This window comes from Streptomyces sp. NPDC006798 (assembly GCF_040635975.1).
Classification (GTDB): Bacteria; Actinomycetota; Actinomycetes; order Streptomycetales; family Streptomycetaceae; genus Streptomyces.
The window spans coordinates 26,601-41,436 of record NZ_JBEYIS010000049.1; the positions used below are offsets into that span (position 1 = coordinate 26,601).

Here is a 14,836-nt window from a genome sequence, read left to right on the forward strand (position 1 = left end):
GGACCGGGCAGGGGCCGGGAAGCGTCCTTGGAGGAGACCGGTGTCCGGGGGCTGTCGGTGGCTCTCGGTACCGGTCTCCTCCCCTTTTTCAGGTCCTCTTTTCAGGTCCTGTCAGGTCCTTCTCAGGTCCGGGTCTCCGGCGTCGGCTCGGTGGTGGCGAGCTTCAGGTGCTCCCGGATCGACTTCTCGGTCTGCGGCTTCAGCGCCGAGTCGGCGTCGTAGACGTGCAGCCAGAAGCTGTCGTCGTCCCGGGCCCGCGCGGCCAGGTCCCAGGCGGCCTTGGCCTTGGTGAACTCCGCGGCGCGCTTCTTGGCCAGGCCGTCCACGGGACCGGCCCACTGACGGCCCTTGAGCGCGGCGGACGCCTCCGTCAGCGCGGCCGATGTGGTCTTGGCCCAGGCCCGGTGACCGTCGGCGGACTCCGGGAAGTCCTCCAGGGGCATCGCGTCGATGGTGGCCAGCACCTTGTTCTCGGCGGTCAGATAGGCGAGCTGCTCCGGGTCGAAGGAGGCGGCTTCACGACGGACCGAGACCTTCACCTTCTTGCCGCCCTCGGTGGCGTAGCTGCAGGTGACACGGCGGTCGCCCAGCTTCCAGCTCTCGGCGGTCGGGGTGAGGAAGTACCGCTCCATCGTCGGGGGGATCGCCCAGTCGTCCAGGGCGTACGCGCGGTCGACGGCGGTGCACCGGCCTTCGGCGACGGGCGTCAGGGCCTCGTCACCGGGGTACGAGTCGTACCCCTCCAGCTTGAAGACGCCGGTGACCTCCGCCTCGTGCGGCTCGGCGCAGTCGACGACCCGGACCTCCGACACCTCCTCGCCGTCCTTGCCGGTGCTCCCCGGCAGGTTGTAGCAGTGCCCGGTCCGCAGATCCTCGACCGTCTTGTACGACGCCACCTCGTCGGCGGCCTCCTCGAACTCCCGCCATACGTCGTTCGCGGCACCGGTCGCGAGGAAGAGCGTCACGAGCAGGGTGGAGACGGTCGAGAGCACGATGCCCGTGATCGCCATGCCCTTGCCGCGCTGCCCCTTGCGCTTGATCTGCCGGAGCCCGATCACCCCGAGGACCAGACCCAGCGGGGGCATACAGCAGGCGATGCCCGAGATCAGGGACGCGACGGAGAAACCGTTCACCGACGGTGTCACGGGCGCCATGGGGTAGCCCGGGAACTGCTGGAACGGCTGGTACGCGGGGTGCTGGCCGGCCGCTCCGGGGTAGCCGGGCGGCCCGAAACCGGGCTGCCCGGGACCCGGCGGACCGGGGCGCGCGCCCTCCGGGGGCACCGCCCAGGGGTCGGGCTGCCCGGTGCCACCGGCCGGAGCCGTACCGTCCGGCCCTCCGGCCGGTCCGGGTCCTGGTCCGGGTCCTGGTCCGGGCCCCGGACCGGGGGACGCCTTCTCCGGCCGCGGCTCCGGACCTGGCTGCTGCTGCGATGGGTCCACGAAAGTACTGCTCCTCGTCGGGGTATGCGCCGGACCCCGACGGATAGCGGTACAAGCCGGGACCAAAGGGGGCGGGGGAAGGAAGCGCGGAAGGCTGAAATCGTATAAACATCCCGGCGCTGGGGATACAGCGGGGCGCGTCCCGCGGGATCGGCGCAGACTGCGATACGGGAACCCGCCCCGCCACCGTCCGTACGCGCCACCCGCCTGGCGCGCCACCCCGGCCTCCCGGAGGATCCTGTGCATGAGCAGCGCCCGCCCCGCCACCACCGTGGTCAATCTCAAGGGACACCGCGACGACCCCGCGTACGCCGATGTCGTCTATGTGGGCCGCGCCATGAACCGCGGTGGCTGGCAGCTGAAGGGCTCCCCGCTGGCCAGCCCCTTCCGCCCGGGCCCCGACGGCACCCGCGAGGAGGTGGTCGCCGCCTACCGCGACCACCTCCTCGCCCGCCCCGATCTGCTGGCCCTCCTCCCGGCGCTCCGCGGCCACCGGCTTGGCTGCTGGTGCGTCCCGGAGAAGTGCCACGCGGAGGTCATCGCGGAACTGGCCGACGCGGGTCACGGCGAGGGCGGCCCGCAGTCCTGACCCACGGAACGCGACGGACCGCTACGGTGAAGGCCATGACCGCACTGCCCGGCTGAATGCGCCCGCCCCGCGCGGAAGGCTGGTTCGCGGAGGACCTGGACCGCCTCCCCGAGGCTCCTCGCCACACCGCGCTCATCGACGGAGCGCTTGTCTTCAGGCTGTGCCCGCAGCGGTCGTGGCACGGCCGTCTCGTCACCATGCTCACCGTCGCGCTCATGGAACAGGCCCCCGCCGACACGGGAGTCGGCCGTGAGACGACCGTCAGACTCGACCAGCGGAATCGGCCCGAGCCCGACCTGCTGGTCACAACGGCCACCTTCGACAACGACCGGACCTGGTTCGCGCCTGACGAGGTGCGTCTGGTGATCGAGGTCGTCTCCCCTGAGTCCGCCCAAAGACGACGGATGGCCGAGCAGCCGATCCGGCCCCCCTCCTGCGCCGGAAAGGCCAGAGGTCCGACTCCGGAGAGTCGGACCCCTTCCGACCTGCATATCTGCCACGTCGGCGACGCGGTGTTATCCGGTCACACACTGAAACGGGACGTGCAGCACAGCGCTCCCACCTGCGAAACGCGGCTTTTGCAGCCTTCATCCAGCACCGATCCAGCACGGTGCAAGTTCATCCAGTACATCCAGCACCAAAGAAGTGGTGTACACATGGCACACTCGGTACGCTTGAGCGCATGACGCAGCCGCTGCCCATAGAGTCCATCCGAGACGTGCGCGCCCACCTGGCGGAAGTCGTGGAGCGCGCGGACCGCGACGACGTGCCCACGGTCATCACGCGCCGAGGCAAGGAAGTCGCCGCCGTCGTCTCCATCGAGGTGCTGCGCAAGTACCAGGAGTGGGAAGAGCGCGAGATCAACCGGATCATCGACGAGCGCATGGCCAACCCCGCACCCGGCATTCCGATCGAGGACATCATGAGGGAGACGCTGGCGCGCGGTGAGTGAGTACCGAACCGTCTTCCGCCCTGAGGCACAGGCCGAGCTTCGGAAGATCCCTCGCGACATGGCACTACGCATCCTCGCCAAGCTGACCGAGCTGGAGAGCGATCCCCTCGGCTTCAATACGACCGCGCTCGTGTCGCAGCCGGAACGCCGTCGACTACGAGTCGGCGACTACCGAGTCGTCTACACGATCGACAACGGGGAGCTCGTGGTCTGGGTGGTACACGTCGGGCATCGCTCCACCGTTTACGACACCTGACGCCAGCTGATTCGGCGTCAGAATATCCAGCACCGATCCGGCACGGTGACGACGAAGGGGTCGGCTCCCGGAGGAGTCGACCCCTTCTGACCTGCCCACTTGACGAGTTATCTAGCGTGCAGTGGTAGGTGGCTTACACGTTGAACCTGAACTCGACGACGTCGCCGTCCTGCATGATGTAGTCCTTGCCCTCCATACGGGCCTTGCCCTTGGCGCGGGCCTCGGCGACCGAGCCGGTTTCGACCAGGTCGGCGAAGGAGATCACCTCGGCCTTGATGAAGCCCTTCTGGAAGTCGGTGTGGATGACTCCGGCGGCCTCGGGGGCCGTGGCGCCCTTCTTGATGGTCCAGGCGCGGGTTTCCTTGGGGCCGGCCGTCAGATAGGTCTGGAGGCCCAGGGTGTCGAAGCCGACGCGGCCGAGGGTGGCGAGGCCGGGCTCCTCCTGGCCCATGGACTGGAGGAGTTCGAGGGCTTCCTCGTCGTCGAGTTCGATCAGCTCGGACTCGATCTTGGCGTTGAGGAAGATCGCCTCGGCGGGGGCGACCAGGGCGCGCTGCTCGTTCTTGAACTCCTCGTCGACCAGCTCGTCCTCGTCGACGTTGAAGACGTAGAGGAACGGCTTGGTGGTCAGCAGGTGCAGCTCGTGGAGGAGGTCGCCCTGTTCGGTGCCCTTGGTGATGCCCTCGGAGAAGAGGGTCCGGCCGGACTCCAGGATCTTCTGCGCCGACTCGACCGCCGCGAGGACCGCCACCTTCTCCTTCTGGAGGCGGGACTCCTTCGTCAGCCGGGGGACGGCCTTCTCGACCGACTGGAGGTCGGCGAGGATCAGCTCGGTGTTGATCGTCTCGATGTCGTCCTTGGGCGAGACCTTGCCGTCGACATGGACCACGTTCTCGTCCTTGAAGGCCCGGATGACCTGGCAGATCGCATCCGACTCGCGGATGTTCGCCAGGAACTTGTTGCCCAGGCCCTCGCCCTCGCTCGCGCCCCGGACGATGCCCGCGATGTCGACGAAGTCGACGGTCGCCGGGAGGATGCGCTGGGAGCCGAAGATCTCCGCCAGCTTGGCGAGCCGGGGGTCGGGGACGCCCACGACACCCACATTGGGCTCGATGGTGGCGAACGGGTAGTTGGCCGCCAGCACGTCGTTCTTGGTCAGGGCGTTGAACAGGGTCGACTTGCCGACGTTCGGCAGGCCGACGATTCCGATCGTGAGCGACACGGTGACGACTTCCTCGATGGGTGAGCGGGAGGTGCCGGGCCGGTCGGGTCGCGGGCGCGGCTGATCCCCCAGTCTACGGTCCGGCCGATTCCCCCCGCGACGAGACCACCGGCGGCCGGGGCCGTACGGTCCGGGGACACCGGCGAATCCGGGGCCCCGGGGACCGGACAGATGTCCCGAGGCGGCTGGTGGAGTCGAACTCTTCCCCAAGGTCATCCAAAGGGCGTGTCCTGTCCCTCCTTCGTCCCCCTCGGAGACCTACGTTGTTCGGGTGGACCAGCCAAGGACGAGTCACCCCCAGCGCCGGCAGCGGCCGCAGGCCCCCGTTTCCCAGGGTCCGCTCTCCCCGCAGAGCGCCCTCGCGGACCGTCCCGTCCTGTACGGGGTACGACCCGCCCGGCCCGCACCCCTCGCCCAGGTACTGCGGCGGCTGCCCGCGCCCCGGCTCACCGGGCTCGGCGCCGGGCTGTTCGCGGTGGTCACCATGGTGCTCGTGGGGTTCGCCGCCCGGCTGCTCCTGGACAGTTCGGCGGTGGTCTACGGGGTGCTGTTCCTGCCGGTCAGCGCGTTGACCGCACTCTGGGTCCGGGAGGCCGACCTGGTCACGGCCCCGATCGGGGTGCCGATCGCCTTCGCCGCCGGGGTCGTCCCGATCGCGGGCGGCGAGGGCGGGCTCGGCGGCCAGGTGATGGCGGTCGTCACGGCCCTCGCGGTCCACGCGGGGTGGCTGTACGGCGGCACCCTGGTCGCGGGTGTCATCGCCTCGGTCCGCAAGGTACGGCGGATCCGGCGCCGCAAGCGCCGCACGGGTGGGGCGGGTGGGGCGGTGCCCCCGGCGGCCCGCCGCTGAGCCCGCCGCCGAGAGTCGGCCGACGGCCCGTAGAGCCCGTACGGCCCCGCGCCGGGCGAGCCGGGCCGTACGACACCTTTACGCTCCCGGGGCCGTAGCGCCCCCGTCAGCGAGCCGCCGACGCCGCCGAGCAGGCCATCGCCGCGCCGACGATGCCCGCGTTGTTCTGGAGCCGGGCCGGGACGATCTCCGCCCTGATCCCCTCGATCAGGGGCAGGAACTTATCCGCCTTGCGGCTCACCCCGCCCCCGATGACGAACAGCTCGGGCGAGAACAGCATCTCCACATGGGCCAGATACTTCTGGACCCGGCGGGCCCAGTGCTGCCAGGTGAGGTCGCCGTCCTCCTTGGCCTTGGTGGAGGCGTGGGTCTCGGCGTCCCGGCCGTGCAGCTCCAGATGGCCCAGTTCGGTATTGGGGACCAGGCGCCCGTCCACGAAGAGGGCCGAGCCGATACCCGTACCGAAGGTCAGCAGCATCACCGTGCCGTTCCGGCCCTTGCCCGCGCCGAAGGTCATCTCGGCGACCCCGGCCGCGTCGGCGTCGTTGAGTACGGTGACGGCGCTGCCGTTCAGCCGGGCGCTGAGCAGCCCGGCCGCGTCGGCGTCGATCCAGCCCTTGTCGACATTGGCCGCGGTCCGGGTGATCCCGCCGGTGACGACGCCCGGGAAGGTGATCCCGACCGGACCGGTCCAGTCGAAGTGCCGGACCACCTCGGCGACGCCGTCCGCGACGGCCTCGGGTGTCGCCGGATGCGGGGTCAGGACCTTGTGGCGCTCCCGCGCCAGGTCCCCGCGGTCGAGGTCGACGGGCGCGCCCTTGATGCCGGATCCACCGATGTCCACTCCGAAGACGTTCATGGACACCACGTTACGGGCACCCCGGCGCCCCCACCCGGGAAACGTCAGTCGGCGGAGCCCGTGCCTCCACGGGCCGCCATCAGCTCCGCGGCCTCGGACCGCAGGTCCCGGCGGAGCTCCTTGGGCAGCGAGAAGGTGATCGACTCCTCCGCCGACTTCACCAGCTCCACGTCCTCGAAGCCACGCTTCGACAGCCACTCCAGCACGCCCTCGACCAGGATGTCGGGGACCGAGGCGCCCGAGGTCAGACCGACCGTCGACACGCCCTCCAGCCATGCCTCGTCGATCTCCTCGGCGAAGTCGACGAGGTGGGCGTCGCGCGCGCCCGCGCCGAGGGCGACCTCGACCAGCCGGACCGAGTTGGAGGAGTTCTTGGAGCCGACCACGATCACCAGATCGGCCTCGGAGCTCATCTCCTTCACCGCGATCTGCCGGTTCTGCGTGGCGTAGCAGATGTCGTCGCTGGGCGGCGAGATCAGCTGCGGGAACTTCTCCTTCAGCTTGTCGACGGTCTCCATGGTCTCGTCGACGGAGAGGGTGGTCTGGGAGAGCCAGACGACCTTGGAGTCGTCGCGGACGGAGACGTTGGCGACGTCCTCGGGGCCGTCGACCAGGGTGATGTGGTCCGGCGCCTCGCCGGAGGTGCCGATGACCTCCTCGTGGCCCTCGTGGCCGATGAGGAGGATGTCGTAGTCCTCGTTGGCGAACCGGACGGCCTCTTTGTGGACCTTGGTCACCAGCGGGCAGGTGGCGTCGATGGTGGCGAGCCCGCGCTCGGCCGCCTCCTGGTGGACGACGGGGGACACGCCGTGCGCCGAGAACATCACGATGGAGCCCTCGGGGACCTCCGCCGTCGCGTCGACGAAGATCGCGCCCTTCCGCTCCAGGGTCTGGACGACGTACTTGTTGTGGACGATCTCATGACGGACGTAGATCGGGGCGCCGTACTGCTCGATGGCCTTCTCGACGGCGATCACGGCACGGTCCACGCCCGCGCAGTAGCCACGGGGGGCGGCGAGGAGGACGCGACGGGCTGGAGGCGTAGCAGTCATACCCCCCATCGTAAGGCGGAGCAGAACAGGCGAAGGATCACCACGGGCGGAAGACTGTTCCCGACCACGCGACGAGCGCACGACGACCGCGTCATGACCAGGTCATGACCGCGTACAACCGCGTTACGACCACGCACGACCGGGCCCGACCGCGTCACGCCGTGCGGGCCCCGGGCGCGGCACGGACGGAGGGGCCGATGGCCGGTGCGAATGTTCCCGATGAGCCGGACCGGCCCGAAAGGACCGAAAGACCCGGTGCGCCCCATGCGCCCGATGTCCCGGAGTCGCGGGCGAGTGCGGAGAGCGGCGGCGAGCTGCGGCGGACGCTCGGCTTCCGCGATCTGGTCGTCTATGGGCTCCTCTTCATCGCGCCCATGGCACCGGTCGGCGTCTACGGCGCCCTGGACGCCCGCTCGCACGGCGCGGTCGCGCTCGTCTACGCCGTGGCGACGCTGGCCATGGCCTTCACCGCCCTGAGCTACGCCCAGATGGTGCGCGTCGCGCCCCGCGCGGGATCGGTCTTCACCTATGCCACCAAGGGCCTGGGCCAGGGCCCCGGGTTCATCGCGGGCTGGATGGCGATGCTGGACTATCTGCTGATCCCGGCGGTCGCGTATCTCTTCTCGGGGATCGCGATGGAGGCCCTGGTGCCGTCCGTGGACCGGTGGATCTGGACGGCGATCGCGGTGGTCGTGACGACGGCGCTCAATCTCCGGGGCGTACGGGCGGCGGCCCGGGTCGGCTTCGCGGTCCTCGCCATGGAGATCGTGGTGCTGCTGGTCTTCGTGGTCTCGGCGGTGGTGGTGCTGGTACGGGACGGGGCGCAGCGCGGCTGGCTGTCGCCGGTCACCGGCGATCTGTCCTTCTCGCTGACGGCGGTACTGGGCGCGGTGTCGGTGGCGGTGCTGTCGTATCTGGGTTTCGACGCGATCGCCTCGTTCGCGGAGGAGGTCACCGGCGGCTCGCGGAAGGTGGCGAGGGCGGTGCTGTTCTGTCTCGTGCTGGCGGGGGTGCTGTTCTTCGTCCAGACCTATTTGGTGGCGCTGCTGGAGCCCGCGTCGTCGGCGGAGCTGGCCCGGGAGCCGGAGAAGCAGGGGACGGCGTTCTACGACGCGGTGGACGCCTCGGTCGGCGCCTGGCTGCACGATCTGATCGCGGTGAGCAAGGCGATCGGGGCGGCCTTCGCGGCGCTCGCGGCCCAGGCCGCGGCCGGCCGGCTGCTGTTCGCGATGGGCCGTGAGCGGCGGCTGCCGCGCGGTCTGGCCCGGACCGACGGCGGCACGCCCCGGGTGGCGCTGCTGGTGGCGGCGGTGATCACCCTGGTGGCGGCGGTGTGGGCGGCCCGGCGGCCCGACGGGCTCGACCATCTGGTGTCGGTGGTGGACATCGGGGCGCTGACGGCGTTCGTCCTGCTGCACGCGAGTGTCGTGGGCTGGTTCGTCGTGCGCCGGATGGAGGGGCCGCCGGACTGGACGCGTCATCTGGTGCTGCCGGTGGTCGGGGCGGCGATCCTGATCGCGGTGATGGTGGAGGCGACGACCTCGGCCCAGGTGGTGGGTGTGGTGTGGCTCGGAGTGGGTCTTGTGGTGCTGGCGGTGCGGTGGGAGCGGCCGGGGGAGTCGTAGGACGGTCCGGCGGGCCGTCGTGGAGGCCCGCTGTCGGACCCGGCCGATACGCTCCCCGTATGGCTCTCAACACGTCTCCGGAAGCCCCCCTGCCGGTGGGTGAGGTCTCACGGCTGATCGGGGGCTGGATCGACCGGCTCGGCGCGGTCTGGGTGGAGGGGCAGATCACCCAGATGTCGCGGCGGCCGGGGCAGGGCGTGGTCTTCATGACCCTGCGCGACCCGTCGCACGACATCTCGGTGAGCGTCACCTGCTTCCGGCAGGTCTTCGACGCGGTGGCCGATGTGGTGTCGGAGGGCGCCCGGGTCGTGGTGCACGCCAAGCCGGAGTGGTACGCGCCCCGGGGGCAGCTCTCCCTGCGGGCGGCGGCGATACGGCCGGTCGGCGTGGGCGAGCTGCTGGTCCGGCTGGAGCAGCTGAAGCGGAGCCTGGGCGCGGAGGGCCTGTTCGCCCTGGACCGGAAGAGACCGCTGCCGTTCCTGCCGCACCGGGTGGGGCTGGTCTGCGGCCGGGCGTCGGCGGCCGAGCGGGATGTGCTGGAGGTGTCCCGGCGGCGCTGGCCCGCGGTCCGGTTCGAGGTGCGCAATGTGGCCGTCCAGGGGGTGCACGCGGTGCCGCAGGTGGTCGCCGCGGTCAAGGAGCTGGACGAGCACCCCGAGGTCGATGTGATCGTGGTGGCCCGCGGCGGGGGCAGTGTGGAGGATCTGCTGCCGTTCTCGGACGAGCAGCTGGTGCGGGCGGTGGCCGGCTGCCGGACGCCGGTGGTCTCCGCCATCGGCCACGAACCGGACTCGCCGCTGCTCGACCTGGTCGCGGACCTGCGGGCGTCGACACCGACGGACGCGGCGAAGAAGGTCGTCCCGGACGTCGGCGAGGAGCTGGAGCGGGTACGTCAGCTCCGGGACCGGGCCCTGCGGACGGTCCGGGGCGTGCTCGACCGGGAGGAGCGGGGTCTGGCGCACACCCTGGCCAGACCCGCGATGGAGCGCCCGCACCGGATGGTGGACGAGCGGGCGGCCGAGCTGGACGCGCTGACCGCGCGGGCCCGGCGGGTCGTGGGGCATCTGCTGGACCGGGCCGACTCGGAGCTTTCGCACACCTGGGCCCGGGTGGTGTCGCTCTCCCCCGCCGCCACGCTGGAACGGGGGTACGCGGTGCTCCAGCGGCCGGACGGCGCCGTGGTGCGCTCCCCCGGCGATGTGGGCGACGGGGACGAGCTGCGGGCCCGGGTGGCGGAGGGCGAGTTCGCGGTACGGGTCACGGGGCCGACGGCCGCCGGATAGCCGCCGCGCGGGGGTGCGGGCGAGGGCGGGGGGGCGCGGGCCCCGATGCGCCCGATGTCCCCGATGCCCGGGCGGGCGCCGGGGCGGGATCGGAAACCACGGGGTTCCCGGGGAACCCGGGAACCAGAGGAAGGGAAGACGAGGACCACATGGCCGGGAAGACGGAGAAGACGGAGTCCGCCGAGGCGGCGGCGGAGGCGTCGGAGCGCGCCGCCCTCGGCTACGAGCAGGCCCGCGACGAGCTGATCGAGGTCGTACGGCGGCTGGAGGCGGGCGGTACGACGCTGGAGGAGTCGCTGGCTCTCTGGGAGCGGGGCGAGGAGCTGGCGAAGGTCTGCCGGCACTGGCTGGAGGGCGCGCGGGCGCGTCTCGACGCGTCTCTGGCGGCGGAGGGGGACGGGTAGCCCGCGGGTGCCGGAGGCGGCGCCCGGCCGGAGGCCCCGCCTCGGCCCTCCCGGGCCGCGCCCGGCGAACTGATCTTGTCGGCGGCCTGCGGACCGCCTGTAGCTGGTCGCGCGGTTCCCCCGCACACCTGGGTTGCCCTTCTGGCCGCCCTTGACCCGGCACCCACACACGGTCAGGGTTCGACCGACCGCCGACCGCCGACCGTGGCCGGCTGGTCGCGCAGTTCCCCGCGCCCGTGGTTGCCTGCGGCAACCGGAGCGCGGGCCGGAACGCCCCCGGGCGTGCCGTGCGGTGGGTCACATTCGCACACCCCGGGGCAAGTAGTTGAAATTTAATCTATTGCGTTACCGTTGGACCCTCCGTACCTCCCCCCACGGATCACACCGGAAGGTTTGCCGCTATGCCCATGGCCCTCGACACCACCGCCCAGGACCTGCTCTTCCGCGAGGCCCGCACGACCAGCGCCTTCACCGGCGAGCCGGTCAGCGACGAGCAGGTTCAGGAGATCTACGACCTGGTGAAGTTCGGACCGACGGCCTTCAACCAGACCCCGCTGCGGGTCGTGCTCGTCCGCTCCGACGAGGCCCGGGCCCGGCTGCTGCCGCATATGTCGGACGGCAACCGGGAGAAGACCGGCGCGGCCCCGCTGGTGGCGATCCTCGCCGCCGACAACGAGTTCCACGAGGAGCTGCCGGCGCTGCTGCCGCACTTCCCGCAGGCCAAGGAGCTGTTCTTCGCCGAGCGGCCGGTGCGTGAGCACTCCGCCGGGATGAACGCCGCCCTTCAGGCCGCGTACTTCATCGTGGGCGTCCGGGCGGCCGGGCTGGCGGCCGGGCCGATGTCCGGCTTCGACCACGAGGCCGTCCAGCGGGAGTTCCTGGACGACGACCACACCCCGCTGATGATCGTGAACATCGGCCGTCCGGCCGGGGACGCCGCGTTCCCCCGCTCCCCCCGGCTGGCGTACGACACGGTCGTCACCACCGTCTGACCGACCGCGCGCCGGCGCGCGAACACGGCGACGGGGCCGCCGCACCTTCCGGGTGCGGCGGCCCCGTCGTGGGTGACGCGCGTGATCAGGACTTGGGCGACGGCGCGGTCGACGCGGGCCAGGACGCCTGGTCCTTCGGAATGGTCGAGCCGCCCTTCAGGGCCTCCGCCATCTCGGTCAGCCGGGCCAGCGGGGCCGTACCGGTGACGACCGTGGTGACCCCCTTGTCACGGAGGACCAGGGCGTCGTACTTGGGGCCGGTCCAGCGCTCCCACGCCACCCCGTTGACCAGCTGGGTCCGGCCGGTGCCGGTCGCCTTCAGCGTGACCTTCGAGACGTACTTGGCGTACGGCTGGGTCGACTGCTCGATCGCCACGTACTCCCGGTCCGGGTCGAGGAAGCCCAGATGCCAGGCCGCGCCCGCGTTCCGGTCGTACCGCACCGAGGTCGGCTTCCAGCCCTGGGTCAGCCCCTCGGGGGCCATCACCGGGTAGGGCGCCGCCCGCTGGGCGGTCACCAGCTCGACCCGGTAGTCGACCGGCTTCATCCGGTCCTCTTCGTCGTTCGGGAGGAAGAGATAGATCACCGCGACGACGGCCCCGACGACCGTCATCGACAGCACCATGTCCCGCACCGTCTGTTTGCCTCGCATACCTGCCACGGGTCCATGGTCGCATCCGGGCCGCGCGCTCAAACGTGGGCCCCGCTGCTCATTGTGTCGACCTGAGGATAAAGTCGAAGCACCCTCATTCCGGCCGTCGCCGTACAGAAAGGTGCGCTCCGATGACCGAGCACAACCTGCCGCCCCATCTGGAGGTCTCGCCCGAGGCCCCCGACCGCAATCTCGCCCTCGAACTGGTGCGGGTCACCGAAGCCGCCGCGATGGCCGCGGGCCGCTGGGTCGGCCGCGGTGACAAGAACGGCGCCGACGGGGCCGCGGTCAAGGCCATGCGCACCCTGGTCCACACCGTCTCGATGAACGGTGTCGTCGTCATCGGCGAAGGCGAGAAGGACGAGGCGCCGATGCTCTTCAACGGGGAGCGGATCGGCGACGGCACCGGCGCGGAGTGCGATATCGCCGTCGACCCGATCGACGGGACGACGCTCACCGCGAAGGGCCAGCCGAACGCGATCGCCGTACTCGCGGCGGCCGACCGGGGCGCGATGTTCGACCCGTCCGCGGTCTTCTACATGGACAAGCTGGTCACCGGCCCCGAGGCGGCGGACTACGTCGACATCGACGCGCCCGTCCCGGTCAACATCCGGCGGGTCGCGCGGGCCAAGGGCTGTATGCCCGAGGACGTCACCGTCGTGGTCCTGGACCGGCCGCGGCACGAGGGCATCGTCAAGGAGATCCGGGAGACCGGTGCCCGGATCAAGTTCATCTCCGACGGCGACGTGGCCGGGGCGATCATGGCGGTACGGGACGGTACCGGCGTGGATCTGCTGATGGGCATCGGCGGTACGCCCGAGGGCATCATCACCGCCTGTGCGATCAAGTGCCTCGGCGGCACGATCCAGGGGAAGCTCTGGCCCAAGGACGAGGCCGAGCGGCAGCGCGCCCTGGACGCGGGGCACGACCTCGACCGGGTGCTCTCCACGGACGACCTGGTCGGCGGGGACAACGTCTTCTTCGTCGCGACCGGGATCACGGACGGCGAGCTGCTGCGCGGGGTGCGCTACCGGGCCGAGACCGCGACCACCCAGTCACTGGTGATGCGCTCCAAGTCGGGCACGATCCGGCAGATCGACTCCACCCACCGGCTGTCCAAGCTCCGCGCCTACAGCCAGATCGACTTCGACCGGGCCCAGTAGCCGGAGAGGCGGACCGTCAGCCGGCCCGGCCCGGCAACCCGCCGGACCGGCGCCCGGCGGATCCGGCGGCCCGCGCCGTCGCCGCCCGGGCCGCGTGGACCGCGACCGCCTACGCCGCCGCGGTCTTCTTGGCCTCGGCGGCCCGGCGGCGGCGCCGGGCCAGCAGCACCCGGCGCTCCGCGGCGGTCAGTCCGCCCCAGACGCCGTACGGCTCGGGCTGGAGCAGGGCGTGGTCCCGGCACTCGACCATCACCGGGCAGCGGGCGCAGACCCGCTTGGCGGCCTCCTCACGGGAGAGCCGGGCGGCCGTCGGCTCCTTGGAGGGGGCGAAGAACAACCCGGCCTCGTCCCTCCGGCACACGGCCTCCGCATGCCAGGGCCCGTCTAGGTCTTCCCTGTCCTTCCCGGCGGGTACCCGCTGGGAAGGCACGGCGGCCACCTGCAAGGACTGGTACGGCAGTTGCAGCACGGGTCTACTCCTGACGACGGCTTCGCGAGCGAGAGACGATGCAGCAGTCCCTACCCGCTGTACGCACGCCTATGCACTGAGTGGCACCCGGTTCCGGCGCACGGCGCCGCGCACAGGGGCTCGTGACCGGAAACCGCCCCTGCCACGCGCCTGCCCCGAACCCGCTCAGCTCAGGTATTTCCGCAGGCGGTTATGGAGATCGGCGACCCGGCGGCCGCGCTTGGGACGGGCCTCGACATTGCCGAAAACCGCATAACCGTTCACGATCACCACCGGCGCGTCCGGATCCTCCGCCTCCGCTCCGCGGATCTCGAAGCTGCCGAGGATCCCGCTGCCGGTGCCGCGCAGGCTGATGTTCTCCGGGACCCGTACCTCCACATTGCCGAAGACGGAGGTCGCGTTGATCACCGTGACGCGCTGCTGGAAGAGGGCCTCGGTGAGGTCGATCTCGATACTGCCGAAGATCGAGTAGGCGTTGGTCCGCGGCCCGATGCTCCAGCGGCCCTTGCGGACGGTGCTGGAGCAGAAGGCGAGGAGATTGGCCGCGGGAGAGGCGTCCGCCTCGGGGCCGTAGGCGTACGGGGCGGAGCCGCCGGTCCTGGCGGGCGCCTGCGGGAGGTCGTGGACGATGGGCTGCAACTCGCCCAGCGTCTTGGCCCGGAAGACGGCCTCGACGCGCTCGGAGTGCTCCTCCGCGTCCAGCCGGCCCTCGGCCAGCGCCTCGCGGAGGATGTCGGCGATCCGGTCGCGGTCGGCGTCCGACGCGCGGATCGAGCCGGGGGTCCCGGGAGCGGGCGCGGGACCGGGCGCTGCGGGGGCGGTGGGCTGCTGGGGGCGGTGCTTGGAGAGGTCCACGGACCCAGGGTAGCGATACGCGATAGATCGCGACCAGGGGCAATACCCCGGAAAGGCCCGGGTTCCCGGCGCGGCGATCCCCTACGGGGCGGGAGGGCGGCGCTACTGAGCCTTACCTCACACGCCCGGCCCGAAGCGCGCGCTCTACGCTGGGGGCGCGCCGTCGCCCAT

Annotated in this window: 16 protein-coding genes and 1 pseudogene; 10 read left to right on the forward strand and 7 right to left on the reverse strand. The window is 71.2% G+C overall.

The features are described 5' to 3' along the window. Window positions 1-122 precede the first annotated feature (122 nt). Window positions 123-1,145 carry a DUF4190 domain-containing protein gene (locus ABZ714_RS27370; protein WP_358828011.1) on the reverse strand — a complete coding sequence of 341 codons (1,023 nt, stop codon included), beginning with the start codon at window positions 1,143-1,145 and terminating at the stop codon, window positions 123-125. A gap of 541 nt (window positions 1,146-1,686) precedes the next feature. Here ABZ714_RS27370 and ABZ714_RS27375 point away from each other — a divergent pair. The 4 genes and pseudogenes from ABZ714_RS27375 to ABZ714_RS27390 all read left to right on the forward strand — a co-directional run bounded on the left by ABZ714_RS27375 (window position 1,687) and on the right by ABZ714_RS27390 (window position 3,239). Beyond that, complete coding sequence (locus tag ABZ714_RS27375) at window positions 1,687-2,031, forward strand: DUF4326 domain-containing protein (protein ID WP_358828012.1); 345 nt, start codon at window positions 1,687-1,689, stop codon at window positions 2,029-2,031. A gap of 56 nt (window positions 2,032-2,087) precedes the next feature. Then, window positions 2,088-2,423: pseudogene (locus tag ABZ714_RS27380) on the forward strand (Uma2 family endonuclease); the annotation flags it as partial. A 290-nt stretch (window positions 2,424-2,713) separates the two neighbouring features. Beyond that, window positions 2,714-2,983: a type II toxin-antitoxin system Phd/YefM family antitoxin gene (locus ABZ714_RS27385; RefSeq protein WP_019434848.1), complete on the forward strand. Its 270-nt coding sequence runs from the start codon at window positions 2,714-2,716 to the stop codon at window positions 2,981-2,983. Then, on the forward strand, window positions 2,976-3,239 hold the full coding sequence (locus tag ABZ714_RS27390; protein ID WP_093677539.1) for a type II toxin-antitoxin system RelE/ParE family toxin: 264 nt from the start codon (window positions 2,976-2,978) through the stop codon (window positions 3,237-3,239). Before ABZ714_RS27385 ends, ABZ714_RS27390 begins: the two co-directional genes overlap by 8 nt. Window positions 3,240-3,372: 133 nt before the next feature. Here ABZ714_RS27390 and ychF read toward each other — a convergent pair whose 3' ends face one another. Continuing rightward, window positions 3,373-4,461, reverse strand: a complete 1,089-nt coding sequence (ychF, locus tag ABZ714_RS27395; protein WP_358828013.1) for a redox-regulated ATPase YchF — start codon at window positions 4,459-4,461, stop codon at window positions 3,373-3,375. Between the two features lie 271 nt (window positions 4,462-4,732). Here ychF and ABZ714_RS27400 point away from each other — a divergent pair, with 271 nt between their 5' ends. Further along, the gene (locus tag ABZ714_RS27400; protein WP_358828014.1) at window positions 4,733-5,311 is read left to right on the forward strand and encodes a DUF6542 domain-containing protein; all 579 of its coding nucleotides are present in this window, start codon (window positions 4,733-4,735) and stop codon (window positions 5,309-5,311) included. Window positions 5,312-5,417: 106 nt separating this feature from the next. Here the strand turns inward: ABZ714_RS27400 and ppgK are convergent, their stop codons facing one another. Further along, window positions 5,418-6,170: a polyphosphate--glucose phosphotransferase gene (gene ppgK, locus ABZ714_RS27405; RefSeq protein WP_358828015.1), complete on the reverse strand. Its 753-nt coding sequence runs from the start codon at window positions 6,168-6,170 to the stop codon at window positions 5,418-5,420. A 44-nt stretch (window positions 6,171-6,214) separates the two neighbouring features. Further along, window positions 6,215-7,231, reverse strand: coding sequence for a 4-hydroxy-3-methylbut-2-enyl diphosphate reductase (locus ABZ714_RS27410; RefSeq protein WP_358828016.1), 1,017 nt, complete (start codon window positions 7,229-7,231; stop codon window positions 6,215-6,217). Between the two features lie 365 nt (window positions 7,232-7,596). Between ABZ714_RS27410 and ABZ714_RS27415 the strand changes: the two genes are divergently transcribed. The 4 genes from ABZ714_RS27415 (at window position 7,597) to ABZ714_RS27430 (ending at window position 11,526) form a co-directional block, all read left to right on the forward strand. Beyond that, window positions 7,597-8,847, forward strand: coding sequence for an APC family permease (locus ABZ714_RS27415; protein WP_358828036.1), 1,251 nt, complete (start codon window positions 7,597-7,599; stop codon window positions 8,845-8,847). Window positions 8,848-8,906: 59 nt separating this feature from the next. Continuing rightward, window positions 8,907-10,130 carry an exodeoxyribonuclease VII large subunit gene (gene xseA / locus ABZ714_RS27420; RefSeq protein ID WP_358828017.1) on the forward strand — a complete coding sequence of 408 codons (1,224 nt, stop codon included), beginning with the start codon at window positions 8,907-8,909 and terminating at the stop codon, window positions 10,128-10,130. 149 nt (window positions 10,131-10,279) lie between these two features. After that, window positions 10,280-10,534 (forward strand): exodeoxyribonuclease VII small subunit, encoded by a 255-nt coding sequence (locus ABZ714_RS27425; RefSeq protein ID WP_358828018.1) that lies wholly within the window; start codon window positions 10,280-10,282, stop codon window positions 10,532-10,534. A 401-nt stretch (window positions 10,535-10,935) separates the two neighbouring features. Continuing rightward, window positions 10,936-11,526: a malonic semialdehyde reductase gene (locus ABZ714_RS27430; RefSeq protein ID WP_358828019.1), complete on the forward strand. Its 591-nt coding sequence runs from the start codon at window positions 10,936-10,938 to the stop codon at window positions 11,524-11,526. An 85-nt stretch (window positions 11,527-11,611) separates the two neighbouring features. Here ABZ714_RS27430 and ABZ714_RS27435 read toward each other — a convergent pair whose 3' ends face one another. Beyond that, window positions 11,612-12,178, reverse strand: coding sequence for a DUF4245 domain-containing protein (locus ABZ714_RS27435; protein WP_358828037.1), 567 nt, complete (start codon window positions 12,176-12,178; stop codon window positions 11,612-11,614). A 131-nt stretch (window positions 12,179-12,309) separates the two neighbouring features. On the opposite strand from ABZ714_RS27435, the gene glpX reads away from it, so the two are divergent. Further along, window positions 12,310-13,341, forward strand: coding sequence for a class II fructose-bisphosphatase (gene glpX / locus ABZ714_RS27440; protein ID WP_358828020.1), 1,032 nt, complete (start codon window positions 12,310-12,312; stop codon window positions 13,339-13,341). Between the two features lie 109 nt (window positions 13,342-13,450). Here glpX and ABZ714_RS27445 read toward each other — a convergent pair whose 3' ends face one another. Further along, window positions 13,451-13,810 (reverse strand): WhiB family transcriptional regulator, encoded by a 360-nt coding sequence (locus tag ABZ714_RS27445; protein ID WP_358828021.1) that lies wholly within the window; start codon window positions 13,808-13,810, stop codon window positions 13,451-13,453. A 165-nt stretch (window positions 13,811-13,975) separates the two neighbouring features. Beyond that, window positions 13,976-14,665 (reverse strand): DUF1707 domain-containing protein, encoded by a 690-nt coding sequence (locus ABZ714_RS27450; RefSeq protein WP_358828022.1) that lies wholly within the window; start codon window positions 14,663-14,665, stop codon window positions 13,976-13,978. Window positions 14,666-14,836 lie beyond the last annotated feature (171 nt).

Excerpts from the sequence above, each read along its gene's own strand:
- ABZ714_RS27375 (WP_358828012.1), top strand. The coding sequence starts at position 1,687 with ATGAGCAGCGCCCGCCCCGCCACCACCGTGGTCAATCTCAAGGGACAC.
- ABZ714_RS27385 (WP_019434848.1), top strand. The coding sequence starts at position 2,714 with ATGACGCAGCCGCTGCCCATAGAGTCCATCCGAGACGTGCGCGCCCAC.
- ppgK (WP_358828015.1), bottom strand. The coding sequence starts at position 6,170 with ATGAACGTCTTCGGAGTGGACATCGGTGGATCCGGCATCAAGGGCGCG.
- ABZ714_RS27410 (WP_358828016.1), bottom strand. The coding sequence starts at position 7,231 with ATGGGGGGTATGACTGCTACGCCTCCAGCCCGTCGCGTCCTCCTCGCC.
- ABZ714_RS27415 (WP_358828036.1), top strand. The coding sequence starts at position 7,597 with ATGGCACCGGTCGGCGTCTACGGCGCCCTGGACGCCCGCTCGCACGGC.
- xseA (WP_358828017.1), top strand. The coding sequence starts at position 8,907 with ATGGCTCTCAACACGTCTCCGGAAGCCCCCCTGCCGGTGGGTGAGGTC.
- ABZ714_RS27425 (WP_358828018.1), top strand. The coding sequence starts at position 10,280 with ATGGCCGGGAAGACGGAGAAGACGGAGTCCGCCGAGGCGGCGGCGGAG.
- ABZ714_RS27430 (WP_358828019.1), top strand. The coding sequence starts at position 10,936 with ATGCCCATGGCCCTCGACACCACCGCCCAGGACCTGCTCTTCCGCGAG.
- ABZ714_RS27435 (WP_358828037.1), bottom strand. The coding sequence starts at position 12,178 with ATGCGAGGCAAACAGACGGTGCGGGACATGGTGCTGTCGATGACGGTC.
- glpX (WP_358828020.1), top strand. The coding sequence starts at position 12,310 with ATGACCGAGCACAACCTGCCGCCCCATCTGGAGGTCTCGCCCGAGGCC.